Origin of the sequence: Pseudonocardia sp. NPDC049154 (assembly GCF_040648315.1) — a bacterium.
Taxonomy (GTDB): Bacteria; Actinomycetota; Actinomycetes; order Mycobacteriales; family Pseudonocardiaceae; genus Pseudonocardia.
In genome coordinates, this window is the sequence record NZ_JBEZDN010000020.1 from 17,651 (window position 1) to 43,529 (window position 25,879).

Annotated in this window: 25 protein-coding genes; 9 read left to right on the forward strand and 16 right to left on the reverse strand. The window is 73.2% G+C overall.

What is annotated here, in order from left to right; all coding sequences use genetic code 11:
* Nucleotides 1-50: 50 nt before the first annotated feature.
* The 7 genes from AB0B41_RS13245 to clpS form a co-directional block, all read right to left on the reverse strand.
* On the reverse strand, nucleotides 51-329 hold the full coding sequence (locus AB0B41_RS13245; RefSeq protein ID WP_037050058.1) for a MoaD/ThiS family protein: 279 nt from the start codon (nucleotides 327-329) through the stop codon (nucleotides 51-53).
* 54 nt (nucleotides 330-383) lie between these two features.
* Nucleotides 384-854, reverse strand: coding sequence for a M67 family metallopeptidase (locus AB0B41_RS13250; protein WP_037050057.1), 471 nt, complete (start codon nucleotides 852-854; stop codon nucleotides 384-386).
* A 51-nt stretch (nucleotides 855-905) separates the two neighbouring features.
* Nucleotides 906-2,249, reverse strand: a complete 1,344-nt coding sequence (locus AB0B41_RS13255; RefSeq protein WP_358202422.1) for a hypothetical protein — start codon at nucleotides 2,247-2,249, stop codon at nucleotides 906-908.
* A gap of 9 nt (nucleotides 2,250-2,258) precedes the next feature.
* On the reverse strand, nucleotides 2,259-2,825 hold the full coding sequence (locus AB0B41_RS13260; RefSeq protein ID WP_358202424.1) for a DUF3558 domain-containing protein: 567 nt from the start codon (nucleotides 2,823-2,825) through the stop codon (nucleotides 2,259-2,261).
* Nucleotides 2,822-3,166: a PE domain-containing protein gene (locus tag AB0B41_RS13265; RefSeq protein ID WP_358202426.1), complete on the reverse strand. Its 345-nt coding sequence runs from the start codon at nucleotides 3,164-3,166 to the stop codon at nucleotides 2,822-2,824. Before AB0B41_RS13265 ends, AB0B41_RS13260 begins: the two co-directional genes overlap by 4 nt.
* 88 nt (nucleotides 3,167-3,254) lie before the next feature.
* Nucleotides 3,255-3,806, reverse strand: a complete 552-nt coding sequence (locus tag AB0B41_RS13270) for a DUF2017 domain-containing protein (RefSeq protein ID WP_358202427.1) — start codon at nucleotides 3,804-3,806, stop codon at nucleotides 3,255-3,257.
* Nucleotides 3,803-4,099: an ATP-dependent Clp protease adapter ClpS gene (gene clpS / locus AB0B41_RS13275; RefSeq protein WP_037050048.1), complete on the reverse strand. Its 297-nt coding sequence runs from the start codon at nucleotides 4,097-4,099 to the stop codon at nucleotides 3,803-3,805. Before clpS ends, AB0B41_RS13270 begins: the two co-directional genes overlap by 4 nt.
* Nucleotides 4,100-4,154: 55 nt before the next feature.
* On the opposite strand from clpS, the gene AB0B41_RS13280 reads away from it, so the two are divergent.
* The 4 genes from AB0B41_RS13280 (at nucleotide 4,155) to AB0B41_RS13295 (ending at nucleotide 8,716) form a co-directional block, all read left to right on the forward strand.
* Nucleotides 4,155-5,453: a nicotinate phosphoribosyltransferase gene (locus AB0B41_RS13280; RefSeq protein ID WP_358202430.1), complete on the forward strand. Its 1,299-nt coding sequence runs from the start codon at nucleotides 4,155-4,157 to the stop codon at nucleotides 5,451-5,453.
* Between the two features lie 70 nt (nucleotides 5,454-5,523).
* Entirely contained in the window at nucleotides 5,524-6,072 is a 549-nt protein-coding gene (locus AB0B41_RS13285; protein ID WP_358202432.1) for an isochorismatase family protein, read from the forward strand.
* Nucleotides 6,073-6,539: 467 nt separating this feature from the next.
* The gene (locus tag AB0B41_RS13290; RefSeq protein WP_358202434.1) at nucleotides 6,540-7,244 is read left to right on the forward strand and encodes a hypothetical protein; all 705 of its coding nucleotides are present in this window, start codon (nucleotides 6,540-6,542) and stop codon (nucleotides 7,242-7,244) included.
* A complete protein-coding gene (locus AB0B41_RS13295; RefSeq protein ID WP_358202436.1) occupies nucleotides 7,241-8,716 on the forward strand; it encodes a nickel-dependent hydrogenase large subunit in 1,476 nt (491 codons plus the stop codon). The genes AB0B41_RS13290 and AB0B41_RS13295 overlap by 4 nt, the downstream gene beginning before the upstream one ends.
* A 24-nt stretch (nucleotides 8,717-8,740) precedes the next feature.
* Here AB0B41_RS13295 and AB0B41_RS13300 read toward each other — a convergent pair whose 3' ends face one another.
* Nucleotides 8,741-9,622, reverse strand: coding sequence for an AraC family transcriptional regulator (locus AB0B41_RS13300; RefSeq protein WP_358202438.1), 882 nt, complete (start codon nucleotides 9,620-9,622; stop codon nucleotides 8,741-8,743).
* A 113-nt stretch (nucleotides 9,623-9,735) separates the two neighbouring features.
* Between AB0B41_RS13300 and AB0B41_RS13305 the strand changes: the two genes are divergently transcribed.
* Nucleotides 9,736-10,437 (forward strand): class I SAM-dependent methyltransferase, encoded by a 702-nt coding sequence (locus AB0B41_RS13305; RefSeq protein WP_358202441.1) that lies wholly within the window; start codon nucleotides 9,736-9,738, stop codon nucleotides 10,435-10,437.
* A 1-nt stretch (nucleotide 10,438) separates the two neighbouring features.
* Here AB0B41_RS13305 and AB0B41_RS13310 read toward each other — a convergent pair whose 3' ends face one another.
* Nucleotides 10,439-11,332 carry a thioesterase family protein gene (locus AB0B41_RS13310; RefSeq protein WP_358202443.1) on the reverse strand — a complete coding sequence of 298 codons (894 nt, stop codon included), beginning with the start codon at nucleotides 11,330-11,332 and terminating at the stop codon, nucleotides 10,439-10,441.
* Between the two features lie 253 nt (nucleotides 11,333-11,585).
* Between AB0B41_RS13310 and AB0B41_RS13315 the strand changes: the two genes are divergently transcribed.
* Nucleotides 11,586-13,550, forward strand: coding sequence for an ATP-dependent DNA helicase (locus tag AB0B41_RS13315; protein ID WP_358202551.1), 1,965 nt, complete (start codon nucleotides 11,586-11,588; stop codon nucleotides 13,548-13,550).
* A gap of 144 nt (nucleotides 13,551-13,694) precedes the next feature.
* On the opposite strand, the gene AB0B41_RS13320 is transcribed toward AB0B41_RS13315, so the two are convergent.
* The 3 genes from AB0B41_RS13320 to ctaD form a co-directional block, all read right to left on the reverse strand.
* On the reverse strand, nucleotides 13,695-14,321 hold the full coding sequence (locus AB0B41_RS13320; protein ID WP_358202553.1) for a peptidyl-tRNA hydrolase: 627 nt from the start codon (nucleotides 14,319-14,321) through the stop codon (nucleotides 13,695-13,697).
* Between the two features lie 98 nt (nucleotides 14,322-14,419).
* Nucleotides 14,420-15,655 carry a phosphoserine phosphatase SerB gene (serB, locus tag AB0B41_RS13325; protein ID WP_358202445.1) on the reverse strand — a complete coding sequence of 412 codons (1,236 nt, stop codon included), beginning with the start codon at nucleotides 15,653-15,655 and terminating at the stop codon, nucleotides 14,420-14,422.
* 2 nt (nucleotides 15,656-15,657) lie between these two features.
* Nucleotides 15,658-17,412 carry a cytochrome c oxidase subunit I gene (gene ctaD, locus AB0B41_RS13330; protein WP_358202447.1) on the reverse strand — a complete coding sequence of 585 codons (1,755 nt, stop codon included), beginning with the start codon at nucleotides 17,410-17,412 and terminating at the stop codon, nucleotides 15,658-15,660.
* A 276-nt stretch (nucleotides 17,413-17,688) separates the two neighbouring features.
* Between ctaD and AB0B41_RS13335 the strand changes: the two genes are divergently transcribed.
* Nucleotides 17,689-18,420 (forward strand): ABC transporter permease, encoded by a 732-nt coding sequence (locus AB0B41_RS13335; RefSeq protein ID WP_358202448.1) that lies wholly within the window; start codon nucleotides 17,689-17,691, stop codon nucleotides 18,418-18,420.
* A gap of 169 nt (nucleotides 18,421-18,589) precedes the next feature.
* Here the strand turns inward: AB0B41_RS13335 and AB0B41_RS13340 are convergent, their stop codons facing one another.
* Together AB0B41_RS13340 and AB0B41_RS13345 are read right to left on the reverse strand one after the other, a co-directional pair.
* Nucleotides 18,590-19,408 (reverse strand): PIG-L family deacetylase, encoded by an 819-nt coding sequence (locus AB0B41_RS13340; protein WP_358202450.1) that lies wholly within the window; start codon nucleotides 19,406-19,408, stop codon nucleotides 18,590-18,592.
* A 20-nt stretch (nucleotides 19,409-19,428) separates the two neighbouring features.
* Complete coding sequence (locus tag AB0B41_RS13345; protein ID WP_358202452.1) at nucleotides 19,429-21,270, reverse strand: AAA family ATPase; 1,842 nt, start codon at nucleotides 21,268-21,270, stop codon at nucleotides 19,429-19,431.
* A gap of 158 nt (nucleotides 21,271-21,428) precedes the next feature.
* On the opposite strand from AB0B41_RS13345, the gene AB0B41_RS13350 reads away from it, so the two are divergent.
* Complete coding sequence (locus tag AB0B41_RS13350; RefSeq protein ID WP_358202454.1) at nucleotides 21,429-22,985, forward strand: benzoate-CoA ligase family protein; 1,557 nt, start codon at nucleotides 21,429-21,431, stop codon at nucleotides 22,983-22,985.
* A gap of 59 nt (nucleotides 22,986-23,044) precedes the next feature.
* Here the strand turns inward: AB0B41_RS13350 and AB0B41_RS13355 are convergent, their stop codons facing one another.
* Together AB0B41_RS13355 and AB0B41_RS13360 are read right to left on the reverse strand one after the other, a co-directional pair.
* Nucleotides 23,045-23,641: a hypothetical protein gene (locus tag AB0B41_RS13355; RefSeq protein WP_358202456.1), complete on the reverse strand. Its 597-nt coding sequence runs from the start codon at nucleotides 23,639-23,641 to the stop codon at nucleotides 23,045-23,047.
* Nucleotides 23,642-23,719: 78 nt separating this feature from the next.
* Nucleotides 23,720-24,820: a D-2-hydroxyacid dehydrogenase gene (locus AB0B41_RS13360; protein WP_358202458.1), complete on the reverse strand. Its 1,101-nt coding sequence runs from the start codon at nucleotides 24,818-24,820 to the stop codon at nucleotides 23,720-23,722.
* Between the two features lie 3 nt (nucleotides 24,821-24,823).
* Here AB0B41_RS13360 and AB0B41_RS13365 point away from each other — a divergent pair, with 3 nt between their 5' ends.
* Complete coding sequence (locus AB0B41_RS13365; protein WP_358202460.1) at nucleotides 24,824-25,873, forward strand: alpha/beta hydrolase; 1,050 nt, start codon at nucleotides 24,824-24,826, stop codon at nucleotides 25,871-25,873.
* The last annotated feature ends 6 nt before the right edge of the window (nucleotides 25,874-25,879 follow it).

A 25,879-nucleotide genomic window follows, 5' to 3' on the forward strand; every position in this document is an offset into this window, starting at 1 on the left:
AGCGGGCAGAGGGCGGCAGGGTTCGGGTCCCGCCGCCCGGTGCCGTCAGCTCAGCGCATGCCGCCGGCGACGGCCGGCAGGATGGTGACGGTCGAGGTCTCCTTGACGGGGGCCTCGAGGCCACCGGCGAAGCGGACGTCCTCGTCGTCGACGTAGATGTTGACGAAGCGGTGCAGCTTCCCGTCCGAGATGAGGCGGTCCTTCAGGCCGGCGTGCCGCGACTCGAGGTCGTCGATCACCTCGGCGACGGTGCCCCCCTTGGCCTCGACGGCCTTCTCGCCCCCGGTGTGGGTGCGGAGGATGGTCGGGATGGAGACGGTGACGGCCATGGTTCTTCGGTGCTCCTGCTCGGGTTCGTTCGGTGATGGTGTGGCGAGGACGGGTCAGCCGAGGTCGGGGACGTCGTCCGCGCCGGTGTGCGCGAACATATAAGTCTCCACGACCTCGACTTCTTCCTCGGTCACCACACCGTCGACGATCCGGAACGACCGGAACTCGTGGCCCGTGTGGTTCGTCTCCGCCGAGTCGCGGGTGGAGACCAGGACGTAGTGCGCCTCGGGCTCGGAGGCGTACGAGATGTCGGTGCGCGACGGGTAGGCCTCGGTCGCGGTGTGCGAGTGGTAGATCACCACGGGCACCTCGTCGCGCGAGTCCATCTCGCGGTACAGCCGGAGCAGGTCACCCGAGTCGAACTCGTAGAACGTGGGCGAGCGCGCCGCGTTCAGCATCGGGATGAACCGCTCGGGCCGGTCGGAGCCCTCGGGACCCGCGACGACGCCACAGGCCTCGTCCGGGTGGTCCCGGCGGGCATGGGCGACGATCTCGTCGAGGAGATCCTTCCGGATGACCAGCACGGTGCAAGCGTACGTAACGCGTCCGTCCGGAGCACATCCGCCCGACGAGACTCACATGCCCGATCCGGTACTCCCGGCCTCGCCGCGCAGGACGGCCGGTCCGTACCTCGGGACGTCGGCCAGCCACACGCCCTCGGGATCGTCCTCGACCAGCCAGTCCGGGCGCGGGTGCGGCTCGCCCCGCCGGGTGCCGCCCACTCCGGCCGGCATGTACGGGAGGTGCGACGACGTCGACCGCGCCGCCGAGGCGGGTCGTGCCTGTTCGGCGAGCGGGTCGGCGCCGCGGAACCGCTCCCCCGGTGCGAGCCGCGGGGCCGGCTCGCCGATGCGCGGGGCGGTCGTGCGGGGCGCTGTGGTGGGAAGCGCGGTGGTGGGCGCGGTGGTGGGGCGCGCTGTGGTGCGGCCGCCCTCGATCGGCCTCACGGAGGGCGCGGCCGTGCCCGCGCCGCCGTACCGACCGGACGCACGTGGCGCGGAGGGGCCCAGGACGCCGGGCGGCAGCTCGACCGGAGCCCGGCGCGCGAACGGCCGGTCGCCGGACGGGGGCGGCGGTGTGGCGGGGTCGGCGGAGCGACCCAGCCCTGCGACCGACGTGGGCGCTTGTCCGGCGCCTGCCGGAGCCGACGGCGCTCCTTGTACCGGCGCGGCGCTCGGCATGCCGGCGCGGCCGAACGCGGCGGCGGGACCCGGCGGGGTCGTGGCCGGCGCCACGCCCGGTGTCGTGACGTCCGCAGGACCGCTCGGGACCGGCGCGGGCATCCCGGGCGTCGCCGGCGATACCCCTGTCCCGGGCGGAGCAGTCGCCACTGCGGTGGGCGCGGCGGGGACGCCGGCACCTCCGTCTGGCGGCCAGCCGGGCCCGGTAGCGGGTGCGACGGCGGAGGTGTCGGGCGTCGGAAGTGTGAGCGGGGCGAAGGCCTGGAACGCGGTCGTCAGGTTCGCGTTCGAGTTCTCCTGGTAGCGGTTGGCGACGTGGGCGGCCGACTGTTGCTGCTCGGCGACCTGGTGCGGGTTGCCGGTCATGCGAGGGAATGCCTCGGTGGTCCGCAGGGCGGCGAGCTCCCGGTTCGCGACCGTGTAGTACTCGGCCTGGTCACCCAGCGCCCGCGCAGCCAGCTGGAACATCACGGTGCCGACCCGCCCCGGCTCCCCCAGCTTCCGCAGGTACATCCGCGTGACCTCGGCCGCCTCGCCCTCGTGCGCGTCCGCGTACTCCCGCTCCAGCGCCTCGAGCTCGGCGTTGACGTCCGCGAGGTTCCGCGACACCTCCGCCAGCGCCTGCTCCGCCGCCCGCATCGACCCCGGCCCCGGCCCGGTCGCCACGGGGTCCCGGATCTCCGGCAGCGTCATCCCCTCGAACGCCACCGCCGTCCCGTTGTACGTCTGCCCCGCCACGACTCCCCCTCAGGATCGGTTACGAAGCGCGTCGATGACCTCTACAGCGAGCGCCTCCGCCTTTTCACACAGCGGCGGCGCCGAGGTCGACAGGCTGCTCGCACCTGCACTGAAGGACTGCGTCTCCGCCAGACCAACCCAGAAGCTGCACGTTGGGGCGGTGACTGGATCGACATTGACAGCGGGGTACCCGTCGATCTCCGTCTCCTGAAACGACAGGAACGACCCCTTGATGCTATACGGGAAACGAAGACCAGCCTCGACATTGACCGCAAGGTCAAGCATGAAAGAGTTGTCTACAGCCTTCCACGCGCATCGACCCGCATTCTCGTTCGAGAAATCTCGGGCGGATTGATCAGACACTCCGAGCCTCGTCAGACGATCGCTCGCGAGGACTGCACACGGGTCAACACCTGCGGCGTCGAGTGGGGCGTCAACGGTCGGTACCGGTACGTCCATCTCTTCCGAGGGCGGCACATGAGGCGCAACGTCAGAAGGATTGTCGGCACAAGACGAAAGAAGCGCGAGCGTGGCGAGCAGTGCGAGCGCAGTCGTTAACCGCTTCATCAGAATCATGCGTTGTCAGCGGTGACGTAGCCATCGCGTTGCTTCTCGAGCGCACCAGCCGCCGCTACCAACTGCCCGCGCCAAACAGCCAGGAAGGACCTGCTGACTTCCACCATTCTCGTCGCCTGAGCCGCTGCATTCTCACTTACGGCGTCAAGACCTGGAGCTCGAACTGCACCGATCGTTCTAAGCGCGACTTCGACAAGTGCGACTTGCTCGATCACCCCCTCCAACCTCCCCACCAACCCCTCCACCCTCTCCGGGTCGACCCGGAGCACGGGTGAGTAGCTGAGGGACAGGGCGGAGCGGGGGACGACGGGACCCGAGTCGTCCCACCGAGGAGCGGTCATGCCGGGATGATCTCAGCGATCCGCCCCACGGAGGCCCGTCCGCGACGAACCCGTTGCGATCGTGAACACGATCGGGGAGCGCACTCCCCTACAGCACCTGCATCCGCGCCTGGACCAGCGAGTCCTGCACGAAGGTGAGCCAGTGGTACACCCCGAGGTGTGGGGCGCGGGGGTCGTCCTCCGGGAACTCCTCGGGCGTCTCCTCCGAGACGTCCAGGGCCGTCCCCAGTGCGAGCCGGACGTCGTTGAGCGCCGTCAACCACTCGTCGGCCTGTTCCACCGTCAGTTCCACGCGGCCGCCGCGCGAAGGCAGCGCGGTGAGCACGGACTCCGCGGCGTGCTTCTTCGCCTGGATGAGGTCGGGTTCGTGCAGGGAGCGCAGGCCGGCGGCGAGGTCGGCGTCCTCCGAGGTGAAGTCCGGCAGCAGGCGGGCAAGGACCCGGTCGTCCGGCCGGGAGGTCGGTCCGGTCCGCATGCCGGTCAGCTCGGCGAGCTCGTCCTGCGGGGTGTCGGCGGTGCGCCCGTCGAGCATCTGGGTCACCTCGGTGACCAGCCCGCGCAGGACCGTCGACTCCTGCTCCTCGAGGGTCGCGACGAACCGGGCCCGCGCCCCGCGCCCCGCGCGCTTCCAGCCGTTCACGTGCGCTGCATGGTGGCCCAGAGGCCGGCCGCGTGCAGCTTGGCGACGTCGCCCTCGATCTTGTCCTTGTCCCCGGCGGAGACGGCCGCCTTGCCCTTGTGGTGCACGTCGAGCATCAGCGCCGTGGCCTTCGGCTCGGGGTAGCCGAAGATCTTCTGCAGCACGTAGGTGACGTACGACATGAGGTTGACCGGGTCGTTCCAGACGACGGCCTGCCACGGGGTGGCTCCCGCGACGTCCTCGTCCAGGGCAGGGTCCACCTGGGTGGTGGGCGAGCTCAGCGGCGCGGACATGTGTCCATGGTGTCACGCACACGCGCTCCCGTAGAACGCCGCATAGGCTCTCCGCATGAGCGGCCCCTCGGGTTCGAGCGCCAGCACCGCGCTCCTCACCGACATGTACGAGCTGACGATGGTCGCCGCGGCCCTTGCCGACGGCACCGCCGAGCGGCAGTGCGTGTTCGAGCTGTTCGCCCGGCGCCTGCCGGACGGCCGCCGCTACGGCGTCGTCGCGGGGACCGGCCGGGTGCTCGACGCGCTGCGCGACTTCCGCTTCGGCGACGCCGAGCTCGCCTCGCTGCAGGGCGCGCTCGACGAGCGCACCCTGAAGTGGCTGGCGGACTACCGCTTCGCCGGCGACGTCGACGGCTACCCCGAGGGCGAGCTCTACTTCCCCGGCTCCCCCATCCTCACCGTCAGCGGGACCTTCGCCGACGCCGTCGTCCTCGAGACGCTCCTCCTGTCGATCCTCAACCACGACAGCGCGATCGCCTCCGCCGCCTCCCGCATGGTCACGGCGGCGGGCAACCGGCCGTTGATCGAGATGGGGTCGCGGCGCACCCACGAGGAGGCCGCCGTCGCCTCCGCCCGCGCGGCCTACCTGGCCGGGTTCGGCGCCACGTCGAACCTCGAGGCCGGGCGCCGGTACGGCGTCCCGACCGCCGGCACCGCCGCGCACGCCTGGGTCCTCCTGCACGACGACGAGGCGGCGGCCTTCCGCAGCCAGGTCGAGACCCTGGGCGTGAACACGACCCTGCTGGTCGACACCTACGACATCCGGCAGGGCATCGAGCGCGCGATCGAGGCCGCCGGCCCCGAGCTCGGCGCGGTCCGGATCGACTCCGGCGACCTGGGCGTCCTCACCCGGCAGGCCCGCGAGCAGCTCGACGCCCTGGGCGCGACCGGGACGAAGATCGTCCTGTCCGGCGACCTGGACGAGTACGCGATCGCCTCGCTGCGGGCCGAGCCGGTGGACTCCTACGGCGTCGGCACGAGCCTGGTGACCGGGTCCGGCGCCCCGACGGCCGGGATGGTCTACAAGCTCGTCGAGGTCGACGGCCGGCCGGTCGCCAAGCGTTCCAGCAGCAAGGAGTCCCGCGGCGGGCGGAAGTCAGCGCTGCGCCGGTACAAACCGACGGGCACGGCGGTCGAGGAGGTCGTGCACCCCGTCACCGTGCGGCCCGAGCACGGCCCGCACGACCGCGTCCTGCCGATCGCGATGGTCCGCGAGGGCGAGCCCGTCGCCGACCTGCCGAACCTCGAGGAGGGGCGCGAGCGGCTGCGGGCGGCCCTCGTCTCCGTGCCCTGGGAGGGCCTCAAGCTCTCCCGCGGCGAACCCGCCATCCCGACCGTCTTCCCGGAGCACTGAGCGTCGGGGAGCACCGAGAAGAGCCCTGGGAAAGAGCACGAGAAAGAGCACGAGAAAGAGCACTGACAGCATGCGCGCGCTGATCGTCGTCGACGTCCAGAACGACTTCTGCGAGGGCGGCTCGCTGGCCGTCACCGGCGGGGCGGCCACCGCGGCCGCGATCTCCGAGTACGTCCGGCAGGCCGACTACGACCACGTCGTCGCCACCCGGGACATGCACGTCGCGCCGGGTGGCCACTTCAGCGACACCCCGGACTTCATCGACACCTGGCCGGTGCACTGCGTCGCCGGGACGCCGGGATCGAGCTTCCACCCCGCGCTCGACGTCGCCCGGATCGAGGCCGTGTTCGACAAGGGCCACCACGCCGCGGCCTACTCCGGGTTCGAGGGCTGCGAGCCCGGCCGGCTCTCCCTGGTGGAGTGGCTGCGGGCGCACGACGTCGACTCGATCGACATCGCCGGGATCGCCACCGACCACTGCGTGAAGGCCACCGCGCTCGACGCCCGCCGCGCCGGTCTGGACACCGGCGTCCTGCTGGAGCTGTGCGCCGGCGTGCTGCCCGCGACCACCCGGCTGGCGCTGGTGGAGATGCGGGAGGCGGGAGTGGTGATCGCCTAGACCGCGGCGCCAGGCCGTCGACGGCGGATCCGCTTGTCCCGTGGCACCGTTCGCCGAGCAGCCGTACGCAGAAGTGCGTATCGGCCCGTTCCGGATCAACCGGGCGCGCGTAGCATTTCGCCCCGCTGTTCGTCCAGCTGACCGGCTCCGGCCGGAAGGACCGTCCTCCACGGGTTCACCGTCGTCCGCGGCGGGAGGTGGGTACAGCCGATGCGCTCGACCCTCGACATCGCCGTCGTAGGAGGCCGGGCGGCCCGGTCCCACCCGGAGTGACCGCAGGCCGCCCGCCGCACCCGGTCCGAGTTTCCGGACACGCGGTGCCGAGTCACCGTCCACGCGCGCGCTCGCGCACGTCACACGGCAGACCCACACCTCCGGATCGCGGCCCACCCCCCGGCCGGACCGGCCCACTGCCCGGACAGCACCGCTGACGAGCCACACGGTGCGCTGGGTGAGAGGTGATGGCCATGTCCGGACCGACCTTGTTGTGGATGGGCTGTGCGGGGTGTTCCGGCGAGACACAGGCGATTCTCGGAGTGGACGGTCAGGTCTCGGACCTCGTCGACCTGATCGACGTCGACGGCCTCCGTCTCCTCTGGCATCCCTCCCTGGCCGAGGAGGAACTGTCCCCGGTCTACCGGGACGTGACCTCGGGGCGGCGACCGTTGACGCTGCTCTGCGTCGAAGGATCGATCTCCCTCGCCGACGACGGGATGTTCGACATCGCGGACGGGCGGGGGAAGTTCCACGTCGTCCGGTCGCTCTGCGAGCACGCCGACTACGTCCTCGCGATGGGAGCCTGTGCCGCCTTCGGGGGCTGGCAGGCCCAGCCTCCGAACCCCAGTGGGGCGGTCGGGCTGCAGTTCACCCTCGACACCGCCGGCGGGCTGCTGCCGCCCGGGTGGCGATCGCGCGCGGGGATGCCGGTGATCGCCCTCCCCGGGTGTCCGGTACCGCCGGACACGCAGGTCGAGGCGATCCGGTGGGTGTTGAGCGGCGCCCCCGGGGGCCTCGGACGACACGGCGCGGCACCGATGGCGCGCCCCTGCCTGCCGAGCACCGAGTACCGGGGTTGCGGCACCCCACGTCGGATCGGGATGCGCTGCACGGGGTGCACCGGCCCGAGGTTCCCGAACTTCGGGGACAGGCCGCTGGTGCGGTGGACGTCGTGACCCGCGACCGTCGTCACGAGGAGGTCCCGCGCAGCGAGGGCGACCTCCGCATCTCCTGGGACGAGGAGGACGGCCGGATCAGCGCGGTGTGGTGCCAGGGGACGATGTACCGGGGCTACGAGATGATCCTGATCGGACGTCCTCCCGAGGACGCCCTGGCGACGACGGCCCGGCTCTGCGGGATCTGTTCCACCAGCCACGTCGTCGCGGCGACCGACGCGCTCGAGCGCGCCTGGAACATCACCCCGCCCGCCCAGGCGGTCCGGCTGCGCAACCTCTTCCTCGCCGCCGAATCGATGATGTCCGACGCCCGGCAGGGAGCCCTGTTCTTCGGCCCCGGGCTCTGCCACCCCGCCTACGCCGGCCATCCCCTGTACGAGGAGGTCGTCGCAGCCTTCGCACCCCCCTTCGTCGGCTGGCTGCCCCGCCAGGTGCGGGTCTTCTCGAAACGCATCCTCGGTGTCATCACCGCGTTCACGCGGCAATGGCCACACTCCGTCCCGTTCCGGCCCGGCGGTGCGACGTGCCCGGTCGGGACCGACGAGGTCCGACTCGCGCGGGAAGCGGTCCACGACTTCTCGGACTGGTACGCGGAGACCGTCCTCGGCGGCGACCTCCGTCGCTGGCGGGAGGTGAGCACCGCGGAGCAGTTCGACGAGTGGGTCGGGCGACGTCCCCACAGCGTCATCGGCCTCTACTCCCGGTACGCCACGGATGCCGTCGGGCTGCAGCGGGTCGGCCACGGGAGCGGGAACCTCCTGAGCGGCGGGCTCTACCGCGATCCGAACCTGCCCGGACGGCCCCTCGTTCCCGGCGGGGTCCTGCTCGACGGCCACCGTGCCGAGTTGGACCCCACGCTCGTCCGGGAGCACACCCGCTTCTCGTGGTTCGCCGACGAGGGCTCGCGCCATCCGTCCCAGGTCGTCGTGCGGCCCGACCGCAGCCGGCCGGAGTCGTACAGCTGGGCCACCGCGCCGCGGTACGGCCACGACGACGCGGTCATGCAGCTGGGACCCCTTCCCGAGATGGTGCTCGCCGCCGACCCCCTCGTCGTCGACCTCGTCGGCAGGTACGGCACGAGCGCCTACGTCCGCCAGCTCGTCCGGTGGACGCGGTCGGCGCCCCACCTCGTCCTCGTCGGCGACTGGCTCGACGAGCTGGAGGGCTCGCTCGGCGAGCCCACGCTCGACGTCCCCCGGGTGGCCGACCTCGACCCGGACGCCGAGGGGTTCGGCCACACGAACGCGACCCGCGGGACCCTCATGCACTGGGTGTCCCTGCGCGCGGGCCGGATCAGCACCTACCAGGTGATCACGCCGACCACCTGGAACGCGAGCCCGCGGGACTCGCACGCCGTTCCCGGGCACTTCGAACAGAGCCTGATCGGGCTTCCCGCCGACGACGCCGGCCGCGGGGTACGGGCGTTGGTCCTCGGGAGCCACGATCCCTGCCTCGTCTGCACGACCCAGTAGCGCGGGACGCTCGATCGTCGCTCGTCACGGCGTCCCGCGGCGCCAGGCCGTCGGGGTGACCCGGTGGGCGCCGCGGAAGCGGCGGACGAAGTAGCCCGCGTCCCGGTAGCCGATCCGCCGGGCGATGTCGGCGACGGTGAGGTCGGTGTCGGCCAGCAGCCGGCGCGCCTCCCGCATGCGCCGCTCGGTGATCCACTGCTGCACCGTGCGGCCGGTCGCCCGCCCGACGACCGTGGTCAGGTGCCCCGGCGTCAGCCCGACGGCGGCGGCGACGTCCCGCAGCGAGATGGCCTCGTGGTACCGGGTCTCGACGATCTCGAGCACCTCCGCGACGAGGGGATCGACGTCGAGCTCGTCCGGGAGGTCGATGCCGAGCCGGCCGAGCCGGACCAGTAGCAGGGTGAGGTGGGCGCGGGCGGCGTCGGCGTACCCGTCGCGGCGGCCGCGCAGCTCCGCGTCGAGATCGGTGAGGTGGGCGAGCCAGGCCGGGCGGTCCTCGACCGGGATCCGCAGTCGCTGCACGCCGCCGCGGTGGTCGCCGACGAACGGGGCGAGCAAGGGGTGCCCGCGCCAGGAGACGAGCGGCGCGGCGGCGGCCGGGTCGACGGCGTCGGGCGGGAAGGCGACGGACCACATCTCGACGTCGGGCTCGGGCTGCGAGGGCGCCACGACGACGCCGGGCGCCATCACGAAGGCGTCGCCCTCGGTGAGCGTCCAGTCCCGCCCGTCCACCCGGCGGGAATGGGTCCCGCGGGCGACGTAGACGAGCATGAGGAAGTCGTGGGCGTGCATCTCCAGCATCCGCGCCCCGGCGCCGATCCCGGTCCAGTGGTGCACCGAGACCGCGGGCAGGCCGGCCGTCCGCACGTAGTCGAGGAGCGGGACGCCCTGCGCCGTCCGCCGCACACCCTCACCCGAAGAACGTCCCCCTGCAGCCACACTTCGTCCCTTGTCCGCAGTTCACGCGGCATGGACGCTAGCAGGGAACCACCGAACTTCGTACGACCCGGGAGTGCACCGTGCCGACCGCCGAGACGCGGGACTACCTGCCCGCGATGATCAACCCCGCCTTCCTGCCCTTCTACGACCGCTTCGGCAAGCTCGCCGGGATCGGCGACTCCTACTGGCAGCTGGTGGCGCAGGCCGCGATCGAGCCCGGCGCGACCGTGCTGGAGATCGGCTGCGGCACCGGGAACGTGCTCGTGCTGGCGAAGCGCGCGGTGCCCGGGGCGACGGTCATCGGGACCGACCCCGACGGCGGCGCGCTCGCCCTCGCCCGGCGCAAGGCCGAGCGGGCGGGCCTGACCCTGCAGCTCGACGAGGCCTACGCCCAGTCGCTCCCGTACGCCGACGGGACCGTCGACCGGGTGCTGTCCTCGCTGATGCTCCACCACCTGCCCGAGGACGAGAAGGTGGGCGCGTTGCGCGAGGTCCGGCGGGTGCTCGCGCCGGGCGGGAGCCTGCACCTCATGGACCTGGACCACGACCCGCGGGAGTCCGGGGGCGCGTTCGCCGTGGTGAACGGGCTGCACGGGCTCCTGCTCCGGCTGCGCGGCGGACACGGGGCCGGGCACGGTCACAACCAGGGTCACGGCCACGGGCACGGCCACGGCCCGTCGGTGCTCGACCTGCTCGCGCAGGCCGGCTTCACCGACGCGACGGCGGTGAGCCAGGGGCGCACCCGGCTCGGCAGCCTGACCTTCTACCGGGCGAGCGCGTAGCTCAGCCGCGCATGCGGAACGGCTCGAACGCGGCGCGCAGGTCCACGTCCCGGCCGTCGGCGTCGACGGCCCGGACGGCGCCGGCGGCGTCGGCCAGCCCGACGCAGCGGTGCCCGTCGAAGAGCCCGCAGGCATAGCGGACCTCGTGGTCGCCGAGCTCCAGGACGCCGACTCGCAGCTGGTAGATGCCGGGGTAGTGCACCTGGTCGCGGTACTCGACGCGCAGCGAGCTCGGGGACAGCCCGTCGAGCGGCCCGCCGAGCGGGTAGCCGAGGACGTCGGTGTGCAGCTCGGCGAGGCCGTCGAGGTACCAGCCGGCGAGGGCCACGTTGTTGACGTGCCGGTTGGTGTCGAGGTCGCCGAAGCGGGTCCGGACGTCGTAGCGGAACGGGTAGTTCTCGCGGACGAGGCGCGACGCGTCGAACTCGCGGCGCCCGGTCGGGGCGGCCTCGGGCAGCACGAGGCCGGCGAGGGCGGTGCGCATCTCCGCGGGCAGCGGCGCGGGCCGGCCGCCCTCCACCCACACGCTGGTGGACTCACCGGTGGCGACCAGCTCCTCGCCGGTGAAGACGCCGTAGCCGTAGCTGAAGGACGAGCCGCCGACCCGGTTCACGGCCATGCCGACCCGGTAGTCGTCGGCGATGCGCAGCGGGGCGAGCACCTCGACGTGGATCGAGGCGAGGAGCTGCCCCGTGCCGGACGGGCGGTTGCCGAAGGTGCGCTCGGGGAATGCGCGGTGCTCGGTGGTCACCCGGGCGTCCTCGAACCAGCGGACGAGCGCCTCCCGCCCGACGCGGCGGCTGGGGTCGAGATCGCTGTAGCGCGGCGTCACCTCCAGCACCATGGGGTACCGGTCGGCCTCGGGTCGGATCTGCGTGGACGTCACCCGGCTCATGATGCCCACCTCCCCCCGCGTGAGCTGCCGTGACGGGACGACGTCACGTGTGACCATCCCGACCTCGCCCGCGGTTCCCCGCGCCCGACCGGGCCGGTTGGCGGGTCCTGTCGGTGCCGGCGGCTATCGTCGGGCGGTGCCCCTCGCCTCCGCCTCCCCGCCCGTCCGGTCCCAGGACCTGCCGGGCGTGGCCGAGCTGCTCGAGGTGGCCGTCACGGCCGTCGGCGGCACCCGCCGCGAGGGACAGGACGCGATGGCCCAGGCCGTGCGGAAGGCGCTGTCGAGCGGAGAGCACCTCGCCGTGCAGGCCGGCACCGGCACGGGCAAGTCGCTGGCCTACCTGGTGCCCGCGATCCGGCACGCGATGGCCCGCGACACCACCGTGGTGATCTCCACGGCCACGATCGCGCTGCAGCGGCAGCTGGTCGACCGGGATCTCCCGCGCCTGAGCAAGGCGCTCGAGGCCGCGCTCGGCCGCGAGCCCACCTTCGCGATCCTCAAGGGCCGGCGGAACTACCTGTGCCTCAACAAGCTCCACGGCGACGAGGACATGGCCGATCCCGCCGAGGAGCAGCTGTTCGACGCCTTCGCGATCTCCGCCATGGGGCGCAACGTCAAGCGGCTGCACGACTGGGCGTCGGACACCGAGACCGGGGACCGGGACGAGCTGGTCCCCGGTGTGCCGGACAACGCCTGGCGCCAGGTCTCGGTCACCGCGCGGGAGTGCCTCGGCGTCTCGCGTTGCCCCGTCGGCGAGGACTGCTTCGCGGAGAAGGCGCGGGCGGAGGCCGGGCGAGCGGACGTCGTCGTCACCAACCACGCCCTGCTCGCGATCGACGCGATGGGCGAGGCCCAGGTCCTCCCGGAGCACGACGTCGTGGTGGTCGACGAGGCCCACGAGCTGGTCGACCGGGTCACCGGCGCCGCCACCGGGGAGCTCACCGCCGGCACGGTCGCGGCGGCGGCGCGGCGCTGCGGCAAGCTCGTCGACCAGGCACTGGCGGACCGGCTCGCCGAGGCGGGTGAGGGCCTGGGCATGGTGCTCGAGGACCTGCCCACCGGGCGCTGGGAGGCGATCCCGCAGGCCGCCACCGGCGCGCTCACGGTGATCCGGGACGCGGCCGGCATGTGCCGGCAGGCGCTGGGCGGCGAGCGCCGCGAGGACCCCGAGGGCGCCACCGGGCGCAAGCTCGCGCTCGCACTGCTCGACGAGGTGTCCGAGTCCGTCGTGCGGGTGCTGAAGGCCTTCGAGGAGCCGGACCCCGCCAAGCGGTACGACGTCGTGTGGCTGGCCGAGCAGGGCCCGGACGGCGCCCGGCACAAGGTGCTGCGGGTGGCGCCGCTGTCCGTCGGCGGGCTGCTGCGGGAGCGGCTGTTCGGGCAGCGCACCACCGTGCTGACCAGCGCGACCCTGGCCCTGGGCGGCTCGTTCGACGCGCTGGCCCGGCAGTGGGGGCTGCCGCCGGAGAAGATCGTCTCGGCCCGCCCCGAGGGCGGGGTGGAGTCGGCGGGCGGGGACTCGGCGGACCCCGTCCGGGACCCGGACGCGCCGCGGTGGAAGGGCCTCGACGTCGGCTCGCCGTTCGCGCACGCGCGCAGCGGGATCCTCTACGTCGCCAAGCACCTGCCGCCCCCGGGACGGGACGGGCTGGCGCCGGAGTACCTCGACGAGATCGCCGGGCTGGTGGAGGCCGCCGGCGGGCGCACCCTCGGGCTGTTCTCCTCGATGCGGGCCGCGAGGCAGGCCACCGAGGCGTTGCGCGGGCGGCTGTCGGTCCCGCTGCTCTGCCAGGGGGACGACTCCACGATGTTGCTGGTCAAGCGGTTCGCCGAGGACACCGAGACGTGCCTGTTCGGCACGCTGTCGTTGTGGCAGGGCGTCGACGTCCCGGGTCCCTCGCTGAGCTGCGTGATCATCGACCGGATCCCCTTCCCGCGCCCGGACGACCCGCTGGTCGCCGCCCGGCAGAAGGCGGCGGACTCCCGGGGCGGCAACGGCTTCCTCACGGTCTCCGCCACCCACGCCGCGCTGCTGCTCGCGCAGGGCGCCGGCCGGCTGCTGCGGGGCACCGACGACCGCGGGGTGGTCGCGATCCTGGACCCGAGGATCGCGACCGCCCGCTACGGCGGCTTCCTCCGCGCGTCGCTCCCGCCCTTCTGGCAGACCACCGACGCCGAGAAGGTCCGCGCCGCCCTCACCCGCCTCCGGGACGCCTAGACCTCCCGCTCGCGCACCCGCTCGACCCGCCCGACGAGCAGCACGTACGCCGCGATCCCGACGAGCGTGACCAGGGTCATGTACAGGCGGAGCGGATCTCGGCCGGGTTGGGCTACCGGGTGTCCGGCTGAGCCGGCCGGGGCATCAGTCGGCGGCGGCGCAGGTGATGGTGCCGGGGTCGACCTCGGTGAAGCCCGCGTCCCGGACGCACACCACGTCCTCGCGGGCCAGCAGGGCCTCCCACAGCGCCGGATCACGGCGCACGGCGAAGCGCGGAGCCTCCGACCACCCGCGCACCGCGGCGAGGATCATCGACGCGTGCCCGACCTGGGCCGCGGCCTTGCCGACCGTCATGTCCACGGCCGGGTTGACCACGATCAGTGGGGTGCCCTCGGGGACCGGCCCCGGCTCGTCCGGCGGCAGGTCCGTGCCGCCGATCTGCAGCCGCGACACGGTCTTGGGGACGTCGTCGACCGGACCGGGAAGCAGGGCCCGGGCCTCGGCGCCCCCGACCTCGACCGTCACGCCGGGCAGCTCCTGCACCGCCGCCCAGTGCGCGCCGCGGGCCCGCCGCGCGATCTTGCGGATCCGGCCGTCGACCCAGGCCCGGAGCGGCTCGTGCCACTCCCCCTGCGCCCGCGGGTCCACGCACACGGCGAGCGCGGCCTGTGCCGCCGCCTCGAGCAGCGCGGTCCGCGAGGGCAGCTCGCGCTCGATCCGCAGGATCACGGGCATCGCCCGGACCACGCCGTCGGCCTCCGGCGGGATCACCGCGGGCGCCCCGGAGTAGCGCGCCCCGAGCGGTGCGAGCACCGGCGTGCGGGGCTCGTCGGCGGCCGCGGGCTCCGCGGGCTGCTCCGGCTGGGCGCTCACGCGATCGGCACCCGCCGCAGCACGCCCTCGGCCGCGTCGGCGCGCTCCACCTCGTCCCGCGTGATGCCCAGGACGAACAGCACGACGTCGAGATAGGGCTGCGACAGTGCCGTGTCGGCGATCTCCCGCAGGGCGGGCTTGGCGTTGAACGCGATACCCAGCCCGGCGGCGGAGAGCATGTCGATGTCGTTGGCCCCGTCGCCCACCGCGACGGTCTGCTCGACCGGGATCTCGTGCTCGGCCGCGAAGCGCCGCAACGCCTCCGCCTTGCCCGGTCGGTCGACGATCTCGCCGAGCACCCGCCCGGTGAGCCGGCCGTCCTCGATCTCCAGCGTGTTGGCCGCACAGAAGTCGAGGCCGAGCTCGGCGACCAGACCCTCGATGACCTGCGTGAACCCGCCGGAGACGACGCCGGTGCGGAACCCGAGCCGCTTCAACGTGCGGATCGTGGTGCGGGCGCCGGGCATGAGCTCCAGCTCGGCGGCCACCTCGTCGATGACCGACTCCGGCAGCCCCTTCAGCGTGGCGACCCGCGCACGCAGGGACTGCGCGAAGTCGAGCTCGCCGCGCATCGCCGCCTCGGTGACGCGCCGGACCTCGTCCTCGGCGCCGGCCCGGGCGGCCAGCATCTCGATGACCTCGCCCTGCACGAGCGTGGAGTCGACGTCGAACACGATGAGCCGCTTGCTGCGCCGGGCCAGCCCGACGCGCTCCACGGCGACGTCGACCCCGGCCTCCCGGGCGACCTCGACGAGCTTGGTGCGCAACGTACCGTGTGGCTGCTCGGGATCGTCGGGGTTCGGCGAGACCTCCAGCTCCAGCCCCGTGACCGGGTAGTCGGCGACGCGGCGGATCGAGTCGATGTTCGCCCCGACGTCCGCGAGGGCCTGTGCGACCATGCCGAACGCGCGCGCCGTGATCGGCCGGCCGAGCACGACGACGGCGTGCGTGGACCGCCGCCGCTCCAGGCCGTTCGTGCCGAGCGAGGTGTGCACCTGCATCCCGATGCTGTGCATGGCGGCCTCGACGGCCTCCTGCAGCTCCTCGGGATCGTGCGCGACGGCGACGAGGGCGCCCAGGGTGAGCCGGCCGCGGATCACGACCTGCTCGACGTCCAGCAGCTCGACCGCGTGCCGGGTGAGCACGGTGAACAGCACCGAGCTGACGCCGGGACGGTCGGGCCCGGTCACCGTCACGAGGACGGTCGACCGGGCCTGATCGTTCTGGGGCACTACTACCGGGAGCGCGGGTCGTCGTCGGGCTGGTTCTCCCGGCCCACGACCTGCGTGATGTGCTCGGACGGCGCGGCGTGCCCGCCGACGTGCGCCTCGGCGCGGGCCCGCTCCACCAGGTGCGGGTAGTGCAGCTCGAACGCCGGGCGCTCGGAGCGGATCCGGGGCAGCTCCGTGAAGTTGTGCCGCGGCGGCGGGCAGCTGGTGGCCCACTCGAGCGAGTTGCCGTGGCCCCACGGGTCGTCGACCGTGACCACGCGGCCGTAGCGGTAGCTGCGGAACACGTTCCAGATGAACGGCAGCGTGGACGCCCCGAGGACGAACGCGCCGATCGAGGAGACCATGTTCAGCGCGGTGAAGCCGTCCGTGTCCAGGTAGTCGACGTACCGGCGCGGCATGCCCTCGTTGCCCAGCCAGTGCTGCACGAGGAACGTCATGTGGAAGCCGAGGAACGTGGTCCAGAAGTGGAACTTGCCGAGCGTCTCGTCGAGCATCCGGCCGGTCATCTTCGGGAACCAGAAGTAGATGCCCGCGTAGGTCGCGAACACGATCGTCCCGAAGAGCACGTAGTGGAAGTGCGCCACCACGAAGTACGTGTCGGACACGTGGAAGTCGATCGGCGGGGAGGCCAGCAGCACGCCGGTGAGGCCGCCGAAGAGGAACGTCGCGAGGAAGCCGACGGAGAACAGCATCGGCGTCTCGAACGTGAGCTTGCCCTTCCACATCGTGCCGATCCAGTTGACGAACTTGATGCCCGTCGGGATCGCGATGAGGAACGTCGTGAAGGAGAAGAAGGCCAGCAGCACCGCGCCGGTGGCGTACATGTGGTGCGCCCACACGGCGACGGACAGGGCCGCGATCGCGATGGTCGCGTAGACCAGCGTCTTGTAGCCGAAGATCGGCTTGCGGCTGAACACCGGGAAGATCTCGGACACGATGCCGAAGAACGGCAGCGCGACGATGTAGACCTCGGGGTGGCCGAAGAACCAGAAGAGGTGCTGCCAGAGGATCACGCCGCCGTTGGCCGGGTCGAACACGTGGGCGCCGAGGTGGCGGTCCGCCGCGAGGCCGAACAGGGCCGCGGTGAGCACCGGGAACGCGATCAGGATCAGCAGCGACGTGATGAAGATGTTCCAGGTGAAGATCGGCATCCGGAACATCGTCATGCCCGGGGCCCGCATGCAGACGATCGTGGTCACGAAGTTGACGCCACCGAGGATCGTGCCCAGACCGGAGACGGCGAGGCCCATGATCCAGAGGTCGGCACCGGCGCCCGGCGAGCGGATCGCGTCGGACAGCGGGGTGTAGGCGAACCAGCCGAAGTCCGCCGCGCCGCCCGGGGTGAGGAAGCCCGAGAGCACCGTGAGGCCGCCGAAGAGGAACAGCCAGTAGGAGAAGGCGTTCAGCCGCGGGAACGCCACGTCGGGCGCGCCGATCTGCAGCGGCACGATGTAGTTCGCGAAGCCGAAGAGGATCGGCGTGGCGTAGAGCAGCAGCATGATCGTGCCGTGCATGGTGAACAGCTGGTTGTACTGCTCGCTCGACAGGATCTGCTGCTCGGGACGCGCGAGCTCCGCGCGGATCAGCAGCGCCATCGCCCCGCCGACCATGAAGAAGGCGAACGACGTGACCATGTACAGGATCGAGATGTCCTTGGGGTCCGTCGTCCGGAGCATCTTCAGGAACGTGGAACCCTTACCCGTCCGACGCGCCGGGTACGGGCGCGTCGTGATCGGCTTGGGCGCGACGGCTGTCACTGTGCCTCCTGCACTGGACCTCGCTGAACCTCGCTGGCTCAAGGTGGTGGGCCAGGTCCGGACTCTATCTCCCGCCAACCGGACCGCACGCCCTCGGGCTGTGCCGAGGGGAGCGGGCACGGTTCGCACGGGCATTGTGCTCTACGGAGGGTAGAACGACCAACCGCGGGGGGCCAGGCAGGGGCTCGGGCCTCCCCCGTCGGTGGGGCACGGGCCCGTCGTGGACGGTGAGGCCGCGGCGTGCCGCCCGCCGACCCGTCCGGCGACAATCCGCCCGTGACCTTGAACGCCGGGCCCGGCCTCGCCGCGGCCGCCGCGCTCGCGGTGCTGCTCGCCGCGGCGATCGCCCTCCTCGCGAGGCTGGGGACGGCGCGGGCCGCCGTGCTGGCGTCGGCGCGGGCGGTCGTGCAGCTCGGCGCGGTGTCGCTGCTGATCGGCGTGGTGGTGCGGTCGCTGGGCACCAGCGCGCTGTTCGTGCTGCTCATGGTCGCGGTGGCGGCCCTCACCTCCGCGCGCCGCCTCACCCGGCACCCGAGCGGCTGGTGGGTGGCGCTGCCGATCGTGGCAGGCCCGTTGCCCGTCGTCACGCTGCTGGTGGCGGGCGGTGTCGTGCCGGCGACCGGGATCGCCGTGATCCCGACGGCCGGCATCCTCATCGGCGGCGCGATGACGGCGACCTCGTTGGCGGGCAGGCGGATGCGCGACGAACTGGTCGCGCGCCGTGGCGAGGTGGAGGCTGCCCTGTCCCTGGGCTTCCTCCCCCGCGACGCGAACGTGGAGATCGCCCGGCCGAGTGCCGCCCAGGCGCTGGTGCCCGCGCTCGACCAGACCCGGACCGTCGGGCTCGTCACGCTGCCGGGCGCCTACGTCGGCATGCTCCTCGGCGGCGCCTCCCCGATCGAGGCCGGCGCGGTGCAACTGCTGGTGCTGGTGCTGCTCCTGGCCGTCGAGACGGTGGCGGTGGCCCTCACCGTCGAGCTGGTCTGCCGGGGCCTCGTGCGGACGTAGCCACGCCGCACTCCTCGCACCCGGCGGCGCCACTCTCGCCCGATGGCTCACACCCGGCGGGGCGTCCCAGAGGTCGTCGACGGGGTGTGCGAGGACCGCCCGGGTGTGCGGAGCCGAAGCTGGTGCGTCCGCGCGAGCCTGCCCGCCCCGCGCGCGTGTCCCGGCGTGGTCAGGGCCGCATCGGGAGGAAGAGGTCCGTGAAGACCTCCGGCGCGGCGGCGGGGCTGGGCGGGTCGGTGACGATGTAGAACTCCGTGCCGAAGCCCATCGCGAAGATCGGGTCCGGCATGGCGAGCATGAAGTGCTCGGGCCCCATCTGGCTGGCGTGCACCCGCATCGAGGCGCGCTTCTGCTCCGCGAAGTCCACGGCCTCGACCCGGTGGGTGATCTCGGCCTCGGGCTTGCCGAAGGTGGGCGGCGCGATCGTCTCGTCCGGGGTGTCCCAGCCCTCGGGGATCTCGCCGGAGGCCTGCAGCCCGCGCATGCCCCGCAGCAGCCAGTCCCGGTTGATCGTGTTCTGCGCGACGACCGGCACCCCGGCCAGCTCCGCCGCCCGCTTCCCCACCCGGTGGACCTGGATGTGGTCGGGGTGGCCGTAGCCGCCGTTGTCGTCGTAGGTGGTGAGGACGTCCGGCTCCTCCTCCTCGAGGATCACCGCCAGCCGCCGCGCCGCGTGGTCGACGCCCGCCTGCCAGAAGCAGTACGGGGCGTCGTTGGTCGGGTCGCCCATCATCCCCGAGTCGACGTAGCCCAGGAACTCCACGCGCGCGGCGCCGAGGACCTTGGCCGACTCGAAGCACTCCGCGGAGCGCCGCACCGACAGCTGCTCGCCGTCGGCCAGCACGCCGGGAACGGGTTCGCCCAGCTCACCGCGGGTCGCGAAGACCAGCACCACGCGGTGCCCGGCCTTGGCGGCCTTGGCGAGGGTGCCCGCGGTGGTGATCGACTCGTCGTCGGGATGGGCCTGGAAACTGACGATGGTCCCCACGCGGGCGACCCTACCTGCGATCAGCAGAGGACCGCCGTGAGCGCCGGGGCGATGTCGGCCAGCCGTCGCACCGCCTGGTAGCTGCCGCCGCCCTTCGCCGCGAGGGCGCGGGCGGCCTTCTCGGCGTCCTCGTCCGGCAGTGGGCACAGCACGTGCAGCCGGTCGATGCCGCCGAGGGCGGTGAGGGGGTCGTCGCCCGACGTGTGCAGGCAGTCCGACAGCAGCACGACCATCCGCTCGTCGGCCACCGTGCCCGCCAGCTGCACCGACGCCTCGCGCAGCGCCGCCGCCACGTCCGTGGTGCCGTGCCCGCGCAGCGCGACCAGCTCGCCGATCAGCTCGTCCGGCGGCCGGCGCACGCCCTGCCGCTGCAGGGTGCGCACCTGCGAGCCGAAGGCCAGCACGCCCGGCTCGAGCTTGCCCGAGCCCGACTCCGACGCCAGCACGACGCCCGCCGCGGACACTGCGGCCAGCGCCACGGCCAGCCCCTGCATCGACCCCGAGATGTCGACGACGAGCGACACCGCGCGCCGGTGCGCCGTCCACCCCCGGGTGACGATCTCGTCCGGCCGCGGCCGCCGGCTCGCCGTCGGCTGCCAGTTGTCGAGCGTGCGGTCCAGGTCGAGGTCACCCTCGCCGCCCTTGGCCGGGGCGATCTTCCGGGTGCCCCGCGCCTTGGCCGGCCCGACCTTGCCGAGCTGGATGAACACCCGGCCGGCGAGCTTGCGGGCCTGGGCGCGCAGCGTCGCGTCCGTGGCCACCGCGAGGTCGGCGAGCAGCGCCGCGGCCTGCTCGGGGTTCTCGGCGAGCGCCGAGTCGAACGCCGCCTCGTCGAGCTGCCCGACCTCCGGCGAGATCTCCTCGAAACGCTCGTGCCGGGAGCCGAGCTCGCCGCGGCCCATCGTGCGCTGGCCCCGGCTGTTCTGCGGCTTGTCCCGCCCGGACTGGCCCCCCGATCCCGGAGGAGGGGGGCCGTCAGCTTTTCCCGGGTCGGACTCCTCGCGGTCGCTCGGCTCGGGGGCGTCCTCGGGCCAGAACCGCTCCAGGAGCTCGTCGATCACCGACTCCGGGGTGCGGTCCAGCCCGTCGGCGACCTTGATCCGGCCGGAGAGGGCGGCGTGCGCCGCGTCGCGGGCGGTCTCGCGGGCGGGCTTGTCCTCGCCGCGCAGCTGCGCGAGCCCGGTGAGCACGTGCGCGAGGTCGATCGCCCCGCGCACCGACGAGCCCATCCGCAGGTCGCGGTGCTCGCGGGTGGCCCGGGTGAGCCCGACGGCGAGCTCGTTGACCCAGCCCTCGACCCCGCTCACCGAGGTCGTGATCGCCCGCTCGGCCTCCTCGGACTGGTAGCCGAGCACCACCCGGCACATCCGGTCGGCGATGGCCTGGCTGACCCGGGCCGTCCCGATCGCGTCGAACGGGTTCATCGCCGCGATCAGCCGGAACCCGCGCCCGGCGGTCACCGTCCCGAGCCGGGGCACCGCGATCTCGCCCTCGGTGAGAACGGTGATCAGGACGTTGAGCGTCTCCTCCGGGACCCGGTTGAGCTCCTCGAGGTAGAGCAGCCCGCCCTCGCGCATCGCGGTGAGCAGGGGGCCGTCGACGAAGCTCGCCGGCAGGTAGCCCTCGTTGAGCACCTGGGCCGGGTCGAACGCCCCGATCAGGCGGGCCGGCGTGAGCTCGGCGTTGCCCTCGACGAAGACCATGTGCTGCCCGGCCTCGCGCGCGATCAGGCGCAGCAGGGTGGACTTGCCCGTGCCGGGCGGTCCTTCGAGCACGACGTGCCGGCCGGTCGCCAGGGCGACGGTGAGCACCTCCCGCTCTCGGCGGAGTCCGACGACGGGCGTCGGCGGGGCAGTCGTCACGCGTACCTCCTACGGGGGGCGGGCACCGGCGCCCGGGCCCCGACTCATTGGTAGCAAATCGCCGCGGCGCACGGGAGAGGTGATCTTCTACGCGTCGTTGACGGTGCGTGATCCCACTGTAGAGTTCGACCACCCGAACAGGCACAGGAGCCCGGTTCATGAGCGAACTCTTCAATGCTGCGGAGTACCTGACCGAAAGCCGGGTGTCGGCGGGCGACGGCGCCCGCACCGCGGTCCACCACCCGCGGGGCACCCTCACGTACGCGGAGCTCGCCGCGGAGGTCCGCCGGGTGGCCGGCGGGCTCGCGGGGATCGGCGTCCGCCCCGAGGAGCGGGTCGTGCTCTGCATGGCGGACGACGTCGAGCTGTTCACCGGCATCCTCGCCACGATGTACCTCGGCGCGGTCGCCGTGCCGTGCTCCACGATGCTCACCGGCGCCGAGCTGGGCACCCTCGTCGTCGACTCCCGCGCCCGGGTGCTGATCGGCAGCCACCAGTTCACCGAGGCCGTGCACAGCGCGGCGGCCGGCGCACCGGACCTGCGACAGCTCGTCCTCGCCGGCGCCGACCCGGTCGCGCCCGCCCCCGGTGTCACCGCCCTGACGTGGGAGCAGATGCTCGCCGCGGGCGCGCCGCTCGAGGCCGCGTACCCCACCTGGGACGAGTCGCCCGCCCTGTGGCTCTACACCTCCGGCACCACCGGCAAGCCCAAGGGCGCGATGCACCGGCACGCCGACATCCGGTACGTCGCCGAGACCTACGGGCAGCAGGTCCTCGGCATCCGGCCGGACGACGTGTGCCTGTCCGTCGCGAAGCTCTTCTTCGCGTACGGCATCGGCAACTCGATGTTCTTCCCGCTGTCGGTCGGCGCCTCCGCGGTGCTGCAGCCCGCCCGTCCGACACCCGACCTCATCGCGGGCGACGCGCGGGAGTACGGCGCGACCCTCCTGTTCGGCGTACCGAGCTTCTGGGGCCCGCTGCTGGCCAGCGACCTGCCCGACGACGCCCTCGCCGGCGTCCGGCAGGGCGTGTCGGCCGGCGAGACCCTGCCCGCCCGCATGTTCACCGGCATCCGGGACCGCTTCGGCGTCGAGATCCTCGACGGCATCGGCTCCACCGAGGCGCTGCACATCTTCATCTCCAACCGGCCCGGCGCCGTCGTGCCCGGCAGCTCGGGCTTCCCCGTGCCCGGCTACGACATCGAGCTGCGCCGCACGGACGGTTCGGTGATCTCCGGGACCGGCGAGTCCGGCATGCTGTGGATCTCCGGCGACTCGATCTGCACCGGCTACTGGTGCCGCACCGCGGTGAACCGGCAGGTGTTCCAGGGCGAGTGGATGCGGACCGGGGACCAGTACGTGCGCAACGACGACGGCAGCCTCACCTGCCTCGGCCGCACGGACGACGTGCTCAAGGTCGGCGGGATCTGGGTCGCGCCGGCCGAGGTGGAGTCGCGGCTGCTGGAGCACCCGGCGCTGGCCGAGGCGGTCGTCGTCGGGATCCCGGACGCCGACGGCCTGGACAAGCCCGTCGCCTACGTCGTGCCGCGGGCGGGTGCGGTGGTCGACCCGGACGAGGTGGTGGCCTTCTGCAAGGCGGGCCTGGCCTCGTTCAAGCGGCCGCGCTCGGTGGTCGTGGTCGAGGAGCTGCCGAAGACCGCGACCGGGAAGGTCCAGCGCTACCGCCTGCGGCAGAACCACCCCGTCACCGCCTAGCGCACACCGCATCGGCGTCCCGCACGGAAGCCGGAGCCCGGGTGCGGGCGTCGATCGAGTCAGGCCTTGCGGCGCACGGCGACGGCGAGCAGCACGCACCCGACGCCGAGCAGCACGCCGTGCGCGATCCGCAGCGCCGGCGGCAGGAAGAACTGCGGCAGGAACAGCACCATCGCCAGCGCGAACGGCAGGGCCACGGCCCGCCCGCGCACCGCGACCAGCACCGCGGCCACCGCGAACAGGAGCAGCCCGGCCCCGAACACGGTGAGCTGCACGGGTCCGTTGCGCACCGCGTCGGCGGCCGCGGCCAGGGCCTCGCCGGAGCTGCGCAGGCCGAGCGCGTGCAGGGCGAACGCCTCCGCGCCGTAGTAGGGCAGGACGAGACCGGCTCCGAACCACCACACCGCCGCGGCGGCCCGCGACAACGGCCGGATACCGAGGCCGACCAGCACGAACCCCGCGACGGCGGCCAGGTGCGCCGCGAGCCAGGCGGGCGAGGCGAAGGCGCCGGCCATCCCGTCGACCGTGGCGTCGCCCCAGGGCCGGAGGGCCGGGTAGGCGACGAAGAGCGCACCCGCGGCGACCAGGCCGACGCCCCTGACGGTGCTGCGCGTGGACGTGGGGCGGGCCGTGGGAACGGCGAGCGTCGCGGACATCAGGCCTCCTTCGTGAGCGGTGCTCACAGAATGGAGCGCCAGCCGCGAAGCGTCAAGAGCACTGCTCTCAGTTCGTGCTCAGTAGAACTCGACGGTGTCGACGACGTTGCGCAGCGGGCGGCCGTCGAGCAGCCGGGAGGCGTTGTCCGCGAACAGCTCCGCGATCCGCCGGTCCTCCTGCCGGTCGAGGGTGGCGGTGTGCGGGCTGATCAGCACGTTCTCCAGGTCCCACAGCTGGCTGGCGGGGTCGAGCGGCTCCACTGCCACCACGTCGAGCGCCGCGAACCCGATCCGACCGTCGCGCAGGGCCTCGACCAGGGCGGGCTCGTCGATCACGGACCCGCGCCCGACGTTGACCAGCGTGCAGCCCGGTCGGACCGCTTCCAGCACCGCGGGGCCGATCATGCGCTCGGTCGCGGCCGTCGCGGGCAGCGTCACGACGATCCCGTCGACCCGGCCGACGACGGCGGCGAGGTCGTCGGGGTGCACCACCTCGTCGACGCCCTCCGGCGGCGGGCCCGGCCGGCGCGCGGTCCCGATCACGCGGCAGCCGAAGGCGCGCAACCGACGCACCACCTCGCGACCGATCCCGCCGAGGCCCACCACCAGGACCGTCCGGTCGGCGAGCTGCCCCATGAACCATCGCGGGCCCCACTCGTGCGCGCGTTGCCGGGCCTGCAGCCGCGGCAGGGTCTTGGCCCCCGCGAGCAGGCCGAACACGGCGAACTCCGCGAGCGGGCCGCCGTGCACGCCCGCCGTCGTCGTGAAGACGACCCGGTCCAGCTGCGCCGCGCTCAGCCCCGCGGCGCGGACCGTGGCCCCTCCCCCGGCGGCCATGGTCTGCACCCAGCGCAGCCGCGGGTTGGCCGCCACGGTCCGGGCGAGGGCGGCGGCATCGTGCTCGCCGGGGATGCCGTAGAGCGCGTCGGCGGAGTCGAGCAGCTCCTCGAACCGCTGCTGCTGCGCGCGGGTGCGCCGCCAGTCCGGGTCGCCGGTGTGGTCGGAGGGCCAGCGCACGGGCGGCAGCAGCCCGTGCTCCCGGACCAGGGTCAGACGGGGTTCCCGCTCCTCGACGAGCCGGCAGAGGTCCTCGTCGAGCGGGGTGGCCAGGACGACGCGCACGTCCCCGACCCTGCCGGACGGCGGATTGACCACGCGCCACCGGCCCCCGACGATCACGCCATGACGCTGCTGCCCGGAGTGCGGTCCGCCACCGTCGACACCGACCGCCTCCGCATGCACCTGCTGGAGTCGGGCCCCGAGAGCGGCGAGCCGCTCGTCCTGCTCCACGGCAACCTCTCGACCGCCCGCTTCTACGAGCACCTGATGCCCGCGCTGGGCGAGCGGTACCGGGTGATCGCGCCGGACATGCGCGGCTTCGGCGACACCGAGCCGAAGGCGCTCGACGCCACCCGCGGCCTCGGCGACTGGGCGGACGACACCGCCTCGCTGCTGCGCGCCCTCGGGATCGACCGCCCGCCGCACCTCGTCGGCTGGTCCACGGCCGGCGCCGCGATCGCCGCGTACGCGCAGGACCGGCCCGTCGCCTCGCTGACCTTCCTCGACCCGGTGTCGCCCTACGGCTACGGCGGCGTCCGCGCCGACGGCGCACCGGTCTCCCCGGACTTCGCCGGCTCCGGCGGGGGCGCGGCCAACCCCGAGGTCGTCGCGCGGCTCGCGGCGCAGGACGCCTCGGACGAGAGCGCCTTCTCCATCCGCACCGTCATGCGGGCGCTGTACTGGTCGCCGACCTACCGGCTGCCTGCGGACCGCGAGGACGTCCTGGTCGCGGAGGTGCTCAAGACCCTCGTCGGCGACGACGGCTACCCCGGCGACACCGCGACCTCGCCGCACTGGCCGGGCATCGCGCCCGGCACCCGCGGCATCCTCAACGCGTTGTCGCCCAGGTACTGCCGGTGGACGAACCTCGTGGACCTCGACCCGAAGCCGCCGGTGCTGTGGACCCACGGGAGCGCGGACCTGGTCGTGGCCGACGCGTCCCCGCTCGACTTCGGCGTGCTCGGCGCGAGCGGCGTGGTCCCCGGCTGGCCCGGCGAGGAGGGCTTCCCCGCGCAGCCGATGGTGACCCAGATCCGCGAGGTGCTCGACGCGTACGCCGCCGCCGGCGGGCGGGTGACGGTCGAGATCTTCGAGGGCAGCGGGCACGGCCCGCACGTCGACGCCGCGGACCGCTGGACCGAGGTCCTCCTCGCGTTCCTCGCGGATGTCTGAGTACGA